This is a genomic window from Bartonella sp. B23 (assembly GCF_053793815.1).
The window spans coordinates 1,566,857-1,584,232 of sequence record NZ_CP200033.1; the positions used below are offsets into that span (position 1 = coordinate 1,566,857).

The window sequence follows — 17,376 nt, forward strand, 5'->3', positions numbered from 1 at the left end:
TCCTTTTCTTTTACAAACCACTTTTATTAATCCTCAAATCCTAGCATTTTAAAACACTCTATTGTAATGAACAAAATCTTGCTCAACTCATTTGAGACTAGGCACAAGAGCAATACAAGCTTCACAAAGTCTTTGCACCGCATTTACTGATTTTTCAAAAGCAACTCTTTCTTCTTTATCAAGATTAATTTCAACAACCCGTTCAACGCCGCCCGCACCAAGCACAACGGGAACGCCGACATAGATATCCCCAACCCCATATTCCCCTGAAAGATGGGCAGCAACAGGAACAACACGCTTAGTGTCTTTTAAATAAGCTTCAGCCATAGAAACAGCAGAAGCTGCTGGTGCATAAAAAGCAGACCCTGTTTTTAACAAACCGACAATCTCTGCACCGCCATCCCGGGTACGCTGAATAATTTGATCAATTCTTTCCTGTGTTGTCCAGCCCATTTTTATAAGATCAGGCAAAGAAATACCACCAACCGTTGAATAACGTACGAGAGGAACCATTGAATCACCGTGACCCCCTAAAACAAACGCTGTTACATCTTTAATAGAGACCTTAAATTCCTCAGATAAGAAATGACGAAAACGCGCTGAATCAAGAACACCAGCCATACCAACCACTTTATGTGTAGGGAGACCTGAAAATTTCTGCAATGCCCACACCATCGCGTCAAGGGGATTGGTAATACAAATAACAAACGCTGAAGAAGCATATTTTTTGATCCCATCTCCAACTTGCTCCATTACCTTTAAATTAATATCCAAAAGTTCATCACGGCTCATACCGGGTTTTCGTGCAACGCCTGCTGTTACAATAACAACATCGGCACCTTCAATTGCTTCATAAGCATTAGCACCTTTTAGACTGATATCAAAACCGTCAACAGGTGAAGATTCGGCGATATCTAGAGCCTTACCTTGCGGCACACCTTCTGCAATATCAAATAAGACAACGTCACCGAGTTCTTTAAGTCCAATTATGTGTGCTAAAGTACCACCAATCATACCTGAACCAATAAGAGCTATTTTCTTTCGTGCCATTCTATTTCTTCCTAACGTTAGATAACTTGGCGCGCATTCACCAGCGCTAGTATACTGAATATTTTCTTTAACCTCAGCTCAATTTTTAATACCATTATCAAAAGGAGAAAGATATGAAACTCGCCAAACTTCTCTCCTCATAAAAGTAAAAACCCTCCAAGAAAACAGCTATGAGAAAATTACCACTCTGTATCGATAAAGTGAATTTTAAAAAAATACAACAGAATTATTACACTTCTTTTGAATTCAAATAGTTATTGTTTGTACTATTTACGTAAAGGTAAAGTTATGATCAATTTTCCCCTTTCAAAAGAAAACGTTTTGCCCAAATTTTTAAATAATCTTGGCTTTGCATTTCAAAAAGACGCGATTGTGTTCTCTGAAACTCAAATGTTTCTATCGTCTGCGCACGCCCTTTATATAACCCATCAACCCCTGCTGCTGCTGACATAAATAATCTTATGCGGCGTTCATAGAGGACATCAACAAGTAAAATAAATCGTTTAGTTTCATTGCGACATGCATCATCCATCACAGGCACATTATCAACAAAAATTGTATGATAACGCTCCCCCAAGGCTAAATACTCAGCCGCCGCCAAAGGCTTTGCACACAAATCTTGATAATCAAAGCGGGCGCAACTTGCTCCAGAGCGCGGAATATGAACAAGGCGACCTTTTATCAAAAGTTCATCAGATGTTTCCTTGTGTCCTTGCAACACCAGCGTCCACGCCTGATCCATATATTCATCTGCTTGGACCCCCAACGGCGACACATACAACTGTTGTAAATTTGATTTCTCAAAGCGATAATCTGTTTTTGCATCAAGATTAATAACGCGAACATGTGCTTTCAAAACTTGGATAAATGGCAAAAAGAGCTCTCTGTTTAAACCGTTATAATAAAGATTATCTGGAGCAACATTTGAAGTCGCAACAAAGAAAATCCCTTGATCAAACAAAGCAGAGATAAGGCGACCCAAGATCATAGCATCAGCAATATCTGTTACACTAAATTCATCAAAACAAAGTATCTGCGCTTCTCGTGCAAGATCTTCAACAACAGCTAAAATAGGATTATTGGGTTCAGCTTTTGAAGCTTTTGATGTTTGACGGTAAACATTAATGCGCTCATGCACATCAGTCATAAAATCGTTAAAATGGGCACGTTTTTTACATTTCTGCGGCAAACAAGAAAAGAACAAATCCATAAGCATGGTTTTGCCTCGTCCTACATCACCATAAATATACAATCCCCGAAAGGGATCATCACCTTGTCTTGAAACACGAGAAAAAGTTTGCTTTTTTTTCCTGAAAAAATGCCAAAATGACCAAGAACGAGAAACATCTTGTTCTATAATATCTTGTAATAAATGATCAAAATGCTCTGTCAAGGCCAATTGAGCAAGATCAAAACTAATTTCTCCTTTGGACACCAACTCCTTATAGCACGTCGACACTAAAATCATCCAAAAAACCTTTTCTCAATCCGTTTTCAATGAAAAATACAAGTTTCCTTCACAAAACTGCACACATATCCTTTATTTTTTCATAAACGGCTAAAAACATCCTAACGGCTTAAAACAACCGGATGACCATCAAGTGTACGCCCCTCAAAGCGATCAGCATTGGAAGAATAAAGGGCAATGATAACATGTCCTGAATTATTATAGAAATATAATCTCTTTCCTTTAACAGCCCACGAATTCACCTGAGAAACAATTCCTGGACACTGTAAAGGACCAGCACGAAACCCTTGACCAAATTTTGTTTGTGGTGTTGCAATTCGACAAACTTTACCGCCTACAGAAAGATTCCACACCCCAGCAATACCTGCGGGAAACAAATCAATAGCAGTGCCTGGTAATTCGAGACCAACCATTCTTCCATCACTCTGGGAATCCCCTTTATCATACATTGTAGAGTCTGCTTCTTCAGATGCCAATGAACGGGAAGACGACACATTAGACATTACTTCTGTTGATATTTGTTGAAATGGATAAAAAACTTCCGATTTATTGCCACTATCATTGCTGTCAGACCGCAATATCGAACATCCACTTAAAAGTGTTGCAGTTAACAGTGCAACAAAAAACGAAATTTTTGAAAACGACATATCAATACTCTTTTCCACGACAATAAATAAACTCACTCAAAGAAATGGATGAACGTTTGTTATATGGTATTTTATAAAGATAAATTAACAAATCAAAAAAAACAGTGTAATTTGTTTATTCTGAATGATAGAATGACTCCTCATTCAATTTTATTTTCATTAAACACTGGAAATTTTCAAGATTTTCAGTCATATATCTTTTGTGGCCAATCACTAAAAATAGAGAAGTTTTATGAAAACACCATTCAGTAAAATGAACGGTCTTGGAAATAAAATCATTGTTGCTGATATGCGTGACAGTACATGTGCGCTCACAACACGAGCAATTTTTGCCTTGGCAGCAGATCCCCAAACACATTTTGATCAAATTATGGCTATCCATCCATCTAGCAAAAATGAAGCTGATTTTCGCATCGAAATATGGAACGCCGACGGGTCAATAGCTAAAGCCTGTGGCAATGGAACCCGTTGTACCATTGCTTGGCTTACAGATCACAATCTTGGTGAAACCTTTCGATTGGAGACACCCACTGGAATTATTGAAGGTAAACGCCAAACAAACGAACTCATCTCTGTTGACATGGGATGCCCAAATTTCAATGCACAAGAGATGCCTGTTTCACGTGAAATAGTAGACACTAATCATGTAGAACTTACCGCTGGTCCTTTAAGGGATGCTTGCCTTGTATCCGTTGGTAATCTCCACGCTATTTTTTTTGTTGAAAATGATATTCAACATATTCCATTAGAAAAGTATGGACCAAAACTTGAATATGATTCCCTTTTTCCAGAACGATGCAATATTTCCATTGCTTACGTCACGTCAAAGAAAACCGTAAATTTACGCACATGGGAGCGAGGCGCTGGATTAACGCAAGCATGCGGCAGCGCTGCCTGTGCAAGTGCAGTAGCTGCCTACCGACGTGGACTCACACAACGCCATATTGATGTGAACTTACCAGGAGGAAAACTGAATATTTTTTATCGAGACGACGATCATATTATTATGACGGGTCCAGTTAAATATGAGTTTAGTGGTTTTTTAAACCCTTTAACGGGAGACTATAAAAAGGATCACTCTTGATGGCTATAAAAATTGTAACTTTTGGTTGTCGACTCAATAGTTATGAAACAGAAATCATACGCAAAGAAAGTGCTTCTTCAGGGCTAAATCAACTTAAAGATGATGCTATTATCTTTAATACATGCGCTGTTACTGCCGAAGCTGTACGACAAGCAAAACAAGCTATCCGCAAAGCAAGACGTGAAAATCCTAACGCCCGTATCATTGTCACAGGATGTGCCGCACAAACAGAAGGGAAAAATTTTTCCTCAATGACAGAGGTAGATCTTGTTTTGGGGAATGAAGAAAAACTTCATGCCCATTCTTACTGTCAACTTCCTGATTTTGGCATCAACCATTCTGAAAGATTGCGTATCAGCGACATCATGGAGGTGAAAAAAATTGCTCCACACATGGTAAATTCAATGGAAGAGCGTACCCGTGCCTTTGTACAGGTACAAAATGGATGTGATCATCGCTGTACATTTTGCATTATTCCTTATGGTCGCGGACCATCACGCTCAGTTCCCATGGGTGCTGTCGTTGAACAAATCAAACAACTGATAGGAGATGGTATTCAAGAAGTTGTTTTAACTGGTGTTGATCTCACAAGCTACGGTCACGATCTCCCTGGAAAAGCGAACTTAGGAAAATTGACTTCAACCATTTTGCATCATGTGCCTGATTTGCCTCGATTGCGTCTTTCATCGATCGATTCTATTGAAGCTGACGAAGAACTCACTAATCTTTTAGCCTATGAAAAAAGAATAATGCCACATTTGCATTTATCCTTGCAAGCAGGTGATAATATGATTCTAAAACGAATGAAACGGCGACACTTGCGTGAACATGCAATTCAATTTTGCCAAGATTTGCGCGCCAAACGTCCTACAATGGTTTATGGTGCCGATTTAATTGCTGGTTTTCCCACTGAAACAGAAGAGATGTTCCAAAATAGTCTCGCTCTCATCAATGACTGTAATTTAACACACCTCCATGTCTTTCCTTTTAGTCCAAGAGAAGGAACACCTGCTGCACGTATGCCACAAGTAAATCGTAGAATAGTTAAGATGCGCGCAGAAAGATTGCGTAAAGCAGGGGAGGAGGCTTATCAAAAACATCTTGCTCTCTTACAAAACAGTCAGCAAAAAATTCTTGTTGAAAAAGATGAAATCGGACGAACGGAAGATTACACTCTTGCAAAAATTAAAGGTGCCAAAGCTGGAACAATTGTTCAAGCTCTTATAGTTGATCACGATGGCGATAAATTGATTGCTACTCTCCGAAAATTGAACGCAGCCTGAGCAGGAAATCCTTATGACAAAATCTTTTATCAAAAAAATATTCTCTTTTAACAAATCTAATGAGCCACAATTTCAACAAATTCCACCTCATGATGAAACCGATAAAGTAGAAAAAAATAAATCAAAAAGTGAAATTATAAAAAACAATTGCTCCCTCATAGAGATTGAAAGAGAAGAACAAACAGAAAGCCAAAATACAACATCCGAAAACTACAGTGAAAAGACGCAACCTTTTGAATCACATTCTGGCAAAGTAATTGTCACTAATATAATCAGTAAAAAACAAACCGAAGAGCTTTCTTCTTTACCTTCTGCTGAACAAAAAAAGACGGCGTGGTTTGGGTGTCTAAAAAAAGGATTAGCTCTTTCTTCACAGCGCTTAAGTGAATCCATAAGCGACCTCTTTGTTAAAGGGAAGCTTAATAGGGATACGTTGCAAGAACTAGAAGATATTCTTATTCAGGCAGACCTTGGTGTGGAAACAGCTACACGCATCACCGACACCTTATCTTCCAATCGTTACGAAAAAAATTTATCTCCAGATGATATTCATATCATCGTAGCTAACGAAATCAAAAAAGTGCTAAAACCTGTTGCGCTTCCACTAGAACTTGATCTTAACCATAAACCCCATGTTATTTTGCTTGTAGGTGTAAATGGAACAGGAAAAACGACAACTATTGGAAAACTTGCAGCCAAGCTAACCACAGGAGGACTAAAAGTTATGCTGGCTGCTGGCGATACGTTTCGCGCTGCAGCCATTGAACAATTGCATATTTGGGGTAACCGCATAGGAGCGCCTGTTGTTTCAACAAAACTAGGTGCAGATGCTGCCAGCTTAGCATTTGATGCTTACGAAAAAGCCAAAAAAGCAAATAGTGATGTATTGATCATTGATACAGCTGGGCGCTTACAAAATAAAACCGAACTGATGGATGAATTGGCAAAAATTATTCGTGTTTTAGGGAAACACGATCCTAAAGCACCACATACAATTCTTCAAACGCTTGATGCAACAACCGGGCAAAATGCGCTCAATCAGGTGAACATTTTCCGCGATATTGCCAGCGTTAATGGTTTAATTATGACAAAACTCGACGGTACCGCACGAGGGGGAATTCTTGTTGCCATCGCAGCAAAATATAAATTACCTGTTCATTTTATCGGTATAGGAGAAAATGTTGAAGATCTTCAACCTTTTTCTGCTTCTGATTTTGCTACAACCATCACAGGAAAATACGCATGAAAAAATCTTCTTCTGAATCTAATTCTTACGACAACCAAAATTTTAAAAATATCAATGGTAATCAAAAATCTGATTTTTCACCAACAATAAAATTTCTCCTAGAAATGGGGCCATTAGTAGTCTTTTTTCTGGCCAATTATAAGGGCGAATGGTTATTAAATAATATCAGACTTTTTAAAAATTTTAGTAAGCCTATTTTTCCTGCAACAGCTATTTTCATGGTGGCTATCATAGTTGCTCTAAGCTTATCATGGATCATTGCACGAAAAATTCCCACAATGCCTCTTATTTCAGGAATATTTGTTATAGTCTTTGGATTTTTAACTCTTTGGCTTCATGATGATACTTTTATCAAAATGAAACCAACAATTATTAATAGCTTATTTGCACTCATCCTCTTTGGTGGTATGTGTTTTAAAAAACCACTTTTACGGTATGCGTTTGACTCTACTTTAAAACTTGATGATCTAGGATGGCAAAAACTTACCTATCGTTGGACATTCTTTTTTGTTTTTCTTGCTCTTGTGAATGAAGTCGTTTGGCGCAATTTTAGCGATAATTTTTGGACTAATTTTAAAGTATTTGGTGTTATGCCCCTAACAGTCCTCTTTATGCTTACCCAAATGCCCCTTATCCTTAAGCACTCACAAGGATTTTTTACAGAAAGGGACAAATCTGATCCTTAAAATATAATTCGTCTATAACTCTAGGTTTTTGTAGATTTATAGCTGCACACTGCTCATGAGGAAAAGATATGTTAATTGAACAGTTCATCTGTCGAAAAGATAACTTTGGTGTACTCATTCATGATGAAAAAAGCGGCTACACAGCTGCAATTGATGCGCCTGAAAGTGAAGCGATTCATAACGCCTTAAAACGCCGTAACTGGACACTCCAAGCTATTTTTGTAACTCATCATCATCATGACCATGTAGAAGCACTGGAAGAGTTAAAACGAGTCTATAAGGCTGTCGTTATTGGACCAGAAGCAGAGAAAGAAAAGATTAATCATCTTGATCAAACACTCCAACCTGATGAAAATCTTTTCTTTGGCACTCACCCGCTTTTAGCCCTTTCAACACCTGGTCACACTTTAGGCGCATTATCTTATTACTTTCCCGAGGGAAATGTACTCTTTGCTGGAGATACACTTTTTTCACTTGGTTGTGGACGTATTTTCGAAGGAACACATGAGCAGATGCTGAATTCTTTAAAAAGACTTCGTCAACTTCCTGATGAAACGCTGCTTTATTGCGGTCATGAATATACAAAGACCAATGCTCTTTTCGCATTAACTCTTGATCCACATAATCAGAAACTCCGTAAAAGAGTAGAAGAAGTTTTTTTGCTACGTTCAAAAAACGCTGTGACTTTACCAGTAACCTTAGGGCAAGAAAAAGTTACTAATCCCTTTCTTCGCTGGGATAACAGTACATTGCGAAGAAACCTTGCAATGGAAGAAGAAACAGATAAAGACGTCTTTACTGAAATTCGAAGAAGAAAGGATAATTTTTAACCATGTTTAGGTTTGTATTACGTTTGTTTTTCCTTTTTCTTTTTGTAATACATACTCAACTAATAGTAGCAAAAGAAAAAGAAACAGACAAACAATTTGAGTTCCCTCATATTATTGCAAATTACACCTTAACAGAAGATTTGCTTTTTAAAATGGAACAAATTACGAAAGAAGAGTGCGAAAACTTATCACATGAATCAGAAACATCTAATATCTCATTTAGCAGTAGCATTGAAGAATTCGTATCTTCTGTTTCTAATCAACCAAAATTAATGAGTATTTTAAAAGGCAATAACATCACGCCTAGAGATTTCGCTGTTGGTTACAATGCTCTTGAAGCAACATTATTAATAATACTTCACACAAATCCTGAAGAAGAAAATACTTTTTTTGACGAAAAAAACACTATAGCTTTAGATAATTTGAAATTTGGTAAAAAACATATGTATAGAATATGGACTGTTGTGGGCAAAATTTGTAACCGCTTTATTAAAAAAATTGATTAGCTTCGCAAACAAAGAAGTTTGTGCTGAAATTCGAAGAAGAAAAGATGATTTTTAACCATGTTTAAGTTTGTATTACGTTTGTTTTTCCTTTTTCTTTTTGTAATACATACTCAACTAATAGTAGCAAAAGAAAAAGAAACAGACAAACAATTTGAGTTCCCTCATATTATTGCAAATTACACCTTAACAGAAGATTTGCTTTTTAAAATGGAACAAATTACGAAAGAAGAGTGTGAAAACTCATCACATAAATCAAGAGCATCTGATATTGAAATTGAACACGACAACAGTATTGAAGGATTCATAGCTTCTATTTCTAATCAGCTAAAATTAATGGATATTTTAAAAAAAAATAATATCACGCCTAAAGATTTCGCTATAGGCACCTTCGCTCTTCAAGAAACATTAAAAATGCTTTTAGCTCCTCTTGAAGTTCTCAAAAAAGAGGGGACTTTTTTTGATGAAAAAAATACTGTAGTTTCAAATAATTTGGAATTTGGTAAAAAACATATGTATAGAATATTTGTTATTTTTAAAAGGCGTTGTAAATAGAATTCATGCTACTTTGAACAAATGATTAACTTTGTAAACGAAAAAGTCCTCGCTAACATCTGAAAAAAATATAAATTTTGACCCTTTTTAAATTTGCATTGTGTTTGTTTTTTCTTTTCCATTTTTAAACATATATTCAAATAATATTGGAAAAAGAATCAGATAATCAATCTCCCTAGCAGCAATCCAAATATCATTGTAAATACCCCTCAGCAGAATGTTTTTTATCAAAAATAGAATAATTAAAACAAAAAAACTGAGAAATTACTTTCATCCATCTCCATAGTTATTCAGTACCAAAAATGATAATAATAACATTGAAAGATTTTTTGCCTCTATTTCTGCTAAATCAAAACTAACAGATCTCTTTAAAAAACATAATCTCTTACCTAGAGATTATATTATTAGTCTTATAAATCTTCAAACAACTTTAGCTGTAATAATTGCCTTTGAAGATAAAGAAATTCTCTTCAATGATAAAAGATGTTATATCTTCAAATAATTTAAATTTCGGTTTAAAATATGTCGACAGAATTCGTGCTATTTAAGGCAATTAATTAGTTCTGCAAACGCCGACAAATATCATCCAATTGTTCTAGTGAAGAGTAACGTATTTTTAAATCACCACCTTTTTTGCCATGCCTAATAGTCACTTTCATTCCGATAACATCTGCAAGTAATTTTTCTAAAGATTTTGTTTCTGTATCTTTTTCAACAACGGTTCGTTTTTTAACCTTTGGATTTGCCTGTTCATACGCAAGTATTTCCGTTTGGCGCACAGAAAGCCCCTCATGAATAATTTTTTCGGCCAAGTCCTGTGGATTATCAACAGTGATAAGACAGCGTGCATGACCAGCAGAGAGGTGCCCATCAGTTAAGAATTGTTGTACTTTTGGTGGAAGTTTTAACAAACGAAGCGTATTAGCAACATGACTGCGACTTTTTCCAATAACTTGCGCTAAATCTGCTTGCGTATATCCATGTTCATTCAGTAAAATTTCATATCCCATTGCTTCTTCGATAGGATTAAGATCGGCACGTTGAACATTTTCAATAATTGTCAATTCCAAAGCCGTTTTATCATCTACATCGCGAACAATGACCGGTAATTTACTTAAATTGGCACGCTGTGCAGCACGCCAACGCCGTTCGCCAGCAATTAATTCGAACCGATGAGGATGATCACGTGACGGTCTTACAATAACAGGTTGAACAACACCATGCTGGCGAATTGATTGTGCTAAATTATCAAGTTCTGAATCGGTAAAATGGCGTCGCGGATTATGTGGATTGCACGAAATAGATTCAAGTGGAACAAATCGTTCAGAAACAGGAGAAACTGCATTGAATTCTGTAAATTTATCAGTATTTGATGAACGTATAAGATCATTGTTTAAACTGATATCCCCAATTAATGCCGCTAATCCACGACCAAGTCTTTTTTTTGATTGATCATCATTCATAATTTTGCTCTTTGAGTTTTCTTACAAAATTTTTTACATTTTTAAGCAGCAGCACGTGCTTGCTTTTCGCGCTGAATTACTTCCGATGCTAAACGTAAGTAAGCTTGACTACCAGCACATGTCAGATCATAAAGCAATACTGGTTTACCGAAAGAAGGAGCTTCTGATACCCGTACATTTCGAGGAATAACAGTGCGATAAACTTTATCTCCCATAAAAGAACGTACATCTTCGACAACTTGATTCGAAAGATTATTTCGTCCATCATACATAGTTAGAACAATACCCTGAATTTCTAAAGATGGATTAAGAACAGATCGTATTTGTTTTACTGTTTCAAGCAATTGGCTTAAACCTTCAAGTGCTAAAAATTCACACTGCATAGGTACTAAAACAGAATCTGCAGCACCCATGGCATTAAGTGTAAGAAGATTAAGAGATGGAGGACAATCAATGAGAATATAGTTGTATTTTTTTTCCATCTTTGGATCTTCACAGAGAGCCTTACGTAACCGTTGTATGCGGTCTTGTGAGGAAGAAATTTCCATTTCTACACCTAAAAGATCAAGTGTAGATGGTACAATGTGGAGATTTGGAACAGCCGTTTTCAAAGCTGCTTGTGCTACAGAAACCCCCGAAATAAGCACATCATAAGAGGATAAAGGACGACTGTTACGATCAATTCCCAATCCTGTACTTGCATTTCCTTGTGGATCAATATCCATAATGAGAACATTTTCACCAATCGCTGCTAAAGCTGTTGCAAGATTAATTGCAGTGGTTGTTTTGCCGACCCCACCCTTTTGGTTTGCAATAGCGATAATTCGTGTTTCGCTCATTTTGCTTTACCCTCTATATGATCGAACATGAGAAATTTCTAAAATAACAGAATTTTCATCAATTTTACTCTTATGTTTTAGCAGATCAAAACGCCAATTGGCAGAGGCATTTGTTATTTCTGTAGAGTAATCCCTACCTTTTTGCAAAAGAGCTATTGTCTTTTTTGTTAACAGTGGAAAAATAAGCTGTAAGAGATCATCTAGTGGAGCTAATCCTCTCGCTGTTATAACATCCGGTATTCTTATTTTTTCATAAACATCCTCAATTCTACAATGATAAACTGTTGCAGGAAGACTAAGTTGAGCGATGACTGTTCGTAAAAAAGCTACTTTTTTTCCATTACTTTCAACAAGATCAATATGCCCTACTTTTTTTTCTTTCATTAAAATAGCAATAATAATTGCAGGAAACCCTCCTCCTGATCCAAGATCACACCAATACAGCAGATCACTGTGTAAAGGATATAACTGAGCCGAATCAAAAATATGACGTTCCCATAAAACTGGTATTGTTGAATTAGATACTAAATTAATATGCGTGTTCCATTGTGTTATTAAATTTTCAAATTTTATTAAATCCTCTGTCGTTTCACGTGAAACAGAAGGAATAATATTTAAGAGTGTTTGATATTTTTCTTCTGTGGAAACATCCATTAAACTAATTGAGCCTTTTCACGTTTTTGACGTTGAATATAAGTGAGAATGAGCGATAATGCTGCTGGTGTCATTCCATCAATTTTTTGTGCATCAGCTATTGAACGCGGTGATATTTGTTGAATTTTTGTCTTTAGCTCATTTGAAAGACCTGATATTGATTGAATATCAAGAGAAGAAGGTATTTCTAAACGTTCATCTCGCTGAAGAACAGCAATATCTTGCGCTTGTTTTTTTAAATAAACTGCATATTGTGCTTCAATTTCCAAAGATTCAACAGTTTTAGAATCAATTGACTTTAATTGTGGCCATAAATGTGAAAGACGTTCTATAGTCATATGAGGATAAGCAAGAAGATCATAAGCCGAACGCCGAATCCCATCATGAGTTATCTGTAATCCACAAGCAGAAGCTTCATTTGGAGTTAAAAAAAGTTTTTGGCACATTGACCGCGCCTGATCAAGGCGGTGTTGTTTTTTCTGATAACAATCCCAACGTATTTTACTGACAATACCCCATTGCTGTGCTAAAGGCGTTAAACGAGTATCAGCATTATCAGACCTTAAAGATAAACGAAATTCAGCACGTGATGTAAACATTCTGTAAGGTTCACAAACCCCACGCGAAACTAAATCATCTATCATAACACCAATATAAGCTGTAGAACGACTCACAAATATTTCATCTAACCCTGCAACCTTACGAGCGGCATTCAATCCAGCTAAAAGTCCTTGAGCCGCAGCTTCCTCATATCCCGTTGTACCATTAATTTGTCCAGCTAAAAATAATCTTGGTAAAGAGCGCAATTCTAAAGTTCTTGTCAATTGTTGTGGATTAACAAAATCATATTCAATAGCATATCCAGGTTGTAAAACCTTAACATTTTCTAATCCTTCAATAGTTTTCAAGAAAGAAATTTGTACATCTTCAGGAAGAGAAGTAGAAATACCATTTGGATAAATGGTATCAGTATTCAATCCTTCAGGCTCTAAGAAGATCTGATGTCCATCACGTTCTCCAAATTTAACAATTTTATCTTCAACAGAAGGACAATATCGTGGGCCTAACCCTTCAATATTTCCAGAATATAAAGCAGATTTATGAATATTATCACGAATAATTTGATGTGTTAATGTATTCGTACGTGTTATTGCGCATTCAATTTGCGGCTGTTCAATTTTTTCTGTTAAAAAAGAAAAAGGTACAGGATATTCATCAGCTTGCTGTTTTTGAAGATACTCCCAACGAATAGTTTTTTTACTAAGACGAGCTGGAGTTCCTGTTTTTAATCTTCCAAAATTTATATTATAGTTTTTTAAGCGTTCAGCAAGTTTAATACTTGACTTTTCTCCCATCCGTCCGGCAGCATACCTCTTATTCCCAATATGAATAAGGCCATTTAAAAATGTCCCTGTTGTTAAAACGACAGCGCCAGAAAAAATTGTTCCTTGATTTTTTAAAACAACACCTGAGACACGATTATCTTTAACAATCAGATCAACAACTTCATCTTCAACAAGAATAAGGTTATCTTCTTCTTGCAATAATTTTTGAATTGCCTTTTTATAGAGTTGTCGATCAGCTTGTGTACGAGGTCCTCTTACCGCTGGTCCTTTACGTCGATTAAGAATCCTAAATTGAATTCCAGCAGCATCCGATGCTCGTCCCATAAGACCACCCAGAGCATCTATTTCACGAACCAAATGTCCCTTTCCAAGCCCACCAACAGCAGGATTACATGACATTGTTCCAAGTTCTGATATTTTATGTGTAACAAGAACTGTCTGCGCACCAACACGTGCTGAAGCTGAAGCTGCTTCGCAGCCAGCATGACCACCACCAACAACGATAACATCATATAACTGCATCTGAATTCATTCCATAGATAACATATTTCCAAGTTTCACGTGAAACAAAACATAAAATACATAATCTTTAGAGTGTGTCTATTTAAATAATCAATGTTTCACGTGAATCATTATTTACCAATGCAAAATTCTGAAAAAATAATATCAAGTAAATCTTCAACTTCTATATCTCCCGTAATTCTCCCAAGAAAATCACTCGCATATCGAAGATGTTCTGCACGTAAACTTAAATCAAGAGAAGTATAATTCATAGAAAACTCGATTTCTCTAACAGATTCTTTTAATAATTGAAGCTGTCTTTTACGTGCTGGAACAAGATTTCCAATTTCAGAAGAGCGACGTAAACAAAATGACTCAAGTTCTTTAATAAAACAGTCAAAATTTAAACCGGTTAACGCAGAAAATTTTATAAACCAATGTTTTTTATCATCTGCATAAAGATCAAGTTTGTTACCAACATGCCATATTTCAGCTGATGTTTCTGGTAAATCAATTTTCTTAGGGTTTCCTATATCATAAACTAAAATAACCAAATCAGCATCTTTAATATGCTGCTTTGCAACTTCTATTCCTAATTGTTCTATTTTATTTTTTGTTTCCCTAAAACCAGCAGTATCTGTAAAAAAAACTGGTAAACCACCAAAAATAAGTCTCATTTCTAAGGCATCGCGGGTTGTGCCTTCTTCTTCTGTTACAATAGAAATAGGTCTTCCGGCCAACCGATTGATAATGCTTGATTTTCCAGAATTTGGAGCCCCTACAATAACGACTTTTAATCCATCACGTAGGACACTGGCACGTTCTCCTTCATTAATATGTTCTCGAAGAGAAATACAAAGATATTCTAAATCTTTCCAAACTTTATCAGATAGCGAGTTTGGAATATCGGCTTCATCGGAAAAATCAAGTTCTGCTTCAATAAAAGCACGTGCTTTCATAAGCTTATGACGCCAATCACGGTAAAGCGTTGTCAAACGCCCGCTCGTACCCATAATAGCTAAGCGTCGCTGACTTTCAGTTTCTGCTTCTATTAAATCAGCAAGACCTTCTGCTTGAACAAGATCTAATTTTCCCTCCATAAATGCACGACGCGAAAATTCACCTGCCTCTGCAATACGACATCCAGAAAATGTAGACAATTCATCGAGAAAACGGTTAACAACAGCTTTTCCTCCATGCAAATGAAACTCTGCACAATCTTCTCCCGTAAAACTATGAGGAGCAGGAAAAAAAACAGTTAAAGCAGAATCCAAAAAACTACCATCACGAGCAATAAGATTTCCGTAATGCATAAATCGCGCTTTAGGTAAATGACCACAAAGCGTACTAACTACATCCACAACATGAGAGCCAGAAAGCCGAATGACTGCAACCCCTGAAGGCAACAATCCACTCGAAACAGCAAAGATTGTATCCACAGGATATATCCTAAGTGAAAAACTTAATGTTTCTATGTATTCATTGAATCAAAAAATTCACCATTGTTTTTTGTTTGTTTCAATTTATCAATTAAAAATTCAATTGCATCGGTTACATTCATAGGTGTCAAAATACGACGCAGTACAAAAATCTTATGCAAATCTTGCCGCGCAACTAAAAGCTCTTCCTTACGCGTCCCAGATTTCAAAATATCCATGGCTGGAAAGATACGCTTATCAGCAACTTTACGATCAAGAACAATTTCTGAATTACCTGTTCCTTTGAATTCTTCAAAAATAACTTCATCCATACGGCTACCCGTATCAATCAAAGCTGTTGCAATAATGGTTAAAGATCCACCTTCCTCAATGTTACGTGCAGCACCAAAAAAACGTTTAGGACGCTGTAAAGCATTAGCATCTACACCACCTGTCAAAACTTTACCTGAAGAAGGAACAACTGTATTATAAGCGCGTCCAAGACGTGTAATAGAATCGAGAAGAATAACAACATCACGTCCATATTCAACAAGACGCTTTGCTTTTTCAATAACCATCTCCGCTACTTGAACATGACGTATTGCTGGTTCATCAAAAGTAGAAGAAACCACTTCTCCTTTTACAGAACGTTGCATATCAGTAACTTCTTCTGGTCGTTCATCAATTAAAAGAACAATAAGATAACATTCAGGATGATTAGTCGTAATAGAATGAGCAATATTTTGAAGTAAAACTGTTTTTCCTGTTCGAGGAGGCGCTACAATTAATCCTCTCTGACCTTTTCCTAATGGAGATATTAAATCAATTACTCGTGATGACATATCCTTTTCTGTAGGATTTTGTATTTCCATCTGAAAACGTTCATTTGAGTAAAGAGGAGTGAGATTATCAAAATGAATTTTATAACGAATTTTTTCAGGATCTTCAAAGTTAATTGTATTAATTTTTAGAAGAGCAAAATAGCGTTCACCTTCTTTTGGGCTACGTATAGGACCTTCAACAGTATCACCTGTTTTTAAAGAGAAAGACTGAATTTGCGCAGGAGAAAGATAAATATCATCGGGACCCGGAAGATAATTAGCATCAGCAGATCGCAAAAATCCAAATCCATCTTGTAGAACTTCAACAACTCCCTCTCCAATAATTTCTACATCTTGTGAAGCAAGTTTTTTCAAAATAGCGAACATTAATTCTTGTTTACGCATCAAAGAAGCATTTTCAACTTCTAATGTTTCAGCAAAAGAAACAAGTTCAACGGGATTTTTACTTTTAAGTTCTTGTAGTTTCATTTCTTGCATGAAATATGCTCTTTAAGTGATGGAGAATAGTCATTGGATTAAGTGGAAAAATTCAAAGAATGAAATATTCTTATAAGAAAATCTTATTGTACACTCAATTTTTACAATCTGCAAGCATCATTTATACAAAATTATCATCGTATAAGATTATTTAATTTTATAAAAGAATTAATTATATAAAACGAAAAAATAAAAAATGGATTGTCTTCTATAAAATATCTTAGAGAAAATTGTATAAAAAATCAATTTTCATAAGAAAAATATAAAATTACTTCATAATAACTGATTTAAAATCAGGATTATTTTGTATTATATTTTTTAAAATATACAAATGTATTTTTAATTTTCCCATGTTTTTATGTATTAATAGATTCTAATAAAGGAATGTTTATTATTATTTATACCTGTGTTTAATGTGAATTGTTAATTATACTTTTTTATCCTCAGTTTTATCCACATAATACAAGATAAAAAAAAACAAATA

16 protein-coding genes are annotated in these 17,376 nt (G+C 35.8%); 7 read left to right on the plus strand and 9 right to left on the minus strand.

Features of this window, described 5'->3' with window-relative positions; genetic code table 11:
* Positions 1 to 87: 87 nt before the first annotated feature.
* From mdh to V4B17_RS06865, 3 genes are all read right to left on the minus strand, one after another.
* Complete coding sequence (gene mdh / locus V4B17_RS06855) at positions 88 to 1,050, minus strand: malate dehydrogenase (protein ID WP_455479396.1); 963 nt, start codon at positions 1,048 to 1,050, stop codon at positions 88 to 90.
* 292 nt (positions 1,051 to 1,342) lie between these two features.
* Positions 1,343 to 2,518, minus strand: a complete 1,176-nt coding sequence (gene zapE / locus V4B17_RS06860) for a cell division protein ZapE (RefSeq protein ID WP_455479397.1) — start codon at positions 2,516 to 2,518, stop codon at positions 1,343 to 1,345.
* Between the two features lie 101 nt (positions 2,519 to 2,619).
* Positions 2,620 to 3,165: an AprI/Inh family metalloprotease inhibitor gene (locus V4B17_RS06865; RefSeq protein WP_455479398.1), complete on the minus strand. Its 546-nt coding sequence runs from the start codon at positions 3,163 to 3,165 to the stop codon at positions 2,620 to 2,622.
* 232 nt (positions 3,166 to 3,397) lie between these two features.
* Between V4B17_RS06865 and dapF the strand changes: the two genes are divergently transcribed.
* The 7 genes from dapF (at position 3,398) to V4B17_RS06900 (ending at position 9,352) form a co-directional block, all read left to right on the plus strand.
* Complete coding sequence (dapF, locus tag V4B17_RS06870; RefSeq protein ID WP_455479399.1) at positions 3,398 to 4,249, plus strand: diaminopimelate epimerase; 852 nt, start codon at positions 3,398 to 3,400, stop codon at positions 4,247 to 4,249.
* Complete coding sequence (mtaB, locus tag V4B17_RS06875) at positions 4,249 to 5,532, plus strand: tRNA (N(6)-L-threonylcarbamoyladenosine(37)-C(2))-methylthiotransferase MtaB (RefSeq protein ID WP_455479400.1); 1,284 nt, start codon at positions 4,249 to 4,251, stop codon at positions 5,530 to 5,532. Before dapF ends, mtaB begins: the two co-directional genes overlap by 1 nt.
* Positions 5,533 to 5,545: 13 nt before the next feature.
* Positions 5,546 to 6,778 carry a signal recognition particle-docking protein FtsY gene (gene ftsY / locus V4B17_RS06880; RefSeq protein ID WP_455479401.1) on the plus strand — a complete coding sequence of 411 codons (1,233 nt, stop codon included), beginning with the start codon at positions 5,546 to 5,548 and terminating at the stop codon, positions 6,776 to 6,778.
* Positions 6,775 to 7,464, plus strand: coding sequence for a septation protein A (locus V4B17_RS06885; protein ID WP_455479402.1), 690 nt, complete (start codon positions 6,775 to 6,777; stop codon positions 7,462 to 7,464). Before ftsY ends, V4B17_RS06885 begins: the two co-directional genes overlap by 4 nt.
* Positions 7,465 to 7,532: 68 nt before the next feature.
* Entirely contained in the window at positions 7,533 to 8,294 is a 762-nt protein-coding gene (gene gloB / locus V4B17_RS06890) for a hydroxyacylglutathione hydrolase (protein WP_455479403.1), read from the plus strand.
* 2 nt (positions 8,295 to 8,296) lie between these two features.
* Positions 8,297 to 8,800: a hypothetical protein gene (locus V4B17_RS06895; protein WP_455479404.1), complete on the plus strand. Its 504-nt coding sequence runs from the start codon at positions 8,297 to 8,299 to the stop codon at positions 8,798 to 8,800.
* Positions 8,801 to 8,857: 57 nt separating this feature from the next.
* Positions 8,858 to 9,352 (plus strand): hypothetical protein, encoded by a 495-nt coding sequence (locus V4B17_RS06900; protein ID WP_455479405.1) that lies wholly within the window; start codon positions 8,858 to 8,860, stop codon positions 9,350 to 9,352.
* 557 nt (positions 9,353 to 9,909) lie between these two features.
* On the opposite strand, the gene V4B17_RS06905 is transcribed toward V4B17_RS06900, so the two are convergent.
* The 6 genes from V4B17_RS06905 to rho all read right to left on the minus strand — a co-directional run bounded on the left by V4B17_RS06905 (position 9,910) and on the right by rho (position 16,892).
* Positions 9,910 to 10,815: a ParB/RepB/Spo0J family partition protein gene (locus V4B17_RS06905; protein ID WP_455479406.1), complete on the minus strand. Its 906-nt coding sequence runs from the start codon at positions 10,813 to 10,815 to the stop codon at positions 9,910 to 9,912.
* 41 nt (positions 10,816 to 10,856) lie between these two features.
* Positions 10,857 to 11,654: a ParA family protein gene (locus tag V4B17_RS06910; RefSeq protein ID WP_455479407.1), complete on the minus strand. Its 798-nt coding sequence runs from the start codon at positions 11,652 to 11,654 to the stop codon at positions 10,857 to 10,859.
* 6 nt (positions 11,655 to 11,660) lie between these two features.
* On the minus strand, positions 11,661 to 12,308 hold the full coding sequence (gene rsmG / locus V4B17_RS06915; protein WP_455479408.1) for a 16S rRNA (guanine(527)-N(7))-methyltransferase RsmG: 648 nt from the start codon (positions 12,306 to 12,308) through the stop codon (positions 11,661 to 11,663).
* A complete protein-coding gene (mnmG, locus tag V4B17_RS06920; RefSeq protein ID WP_455479409.1) occupies positions 12,308 to 14,176 on the minus strand; it encodes a tRNA uridine-5-carboxymethylaminomethyl(34) synthesis enzyme MnmG in 1,869 nt (622 codons plus the stop codon). The genes rsmG and mnmG overlap by 1 nt, the downstream gene beginning before the upstream one ends.
* Positions 14,177 to 14,286: 110 nt before the next feature.
* Positions 14,287 to 15,594, minus strand: a complete 1,308-nt coding sequence (mnmE, locus tag V4B17_RS06925; RefSeq protein WP_455479410.1) for a tRNA uridine-5-carboxymethylaminomethyl(34) synthesis GTPase MnmE — start codon at positions 15,592 to 15,594, stop codon at positions 14,287 to 14,289.
* Between the two features lie 32 nt (positions 15,595 to 15,626).
* A complete protein-coding gene (rho, locus tag V4B17_RS06930; RefSeq protein WP_455479411.1) occupies positions 15,627 to 16,892 on the minus strand; it encodes a transcription termination factor Rho in 1,266 nt (421 codons plus the stop codon).
* Between the last annotated feature and the right edge of the window lie 484 nt (positions 16,893 to 17,376).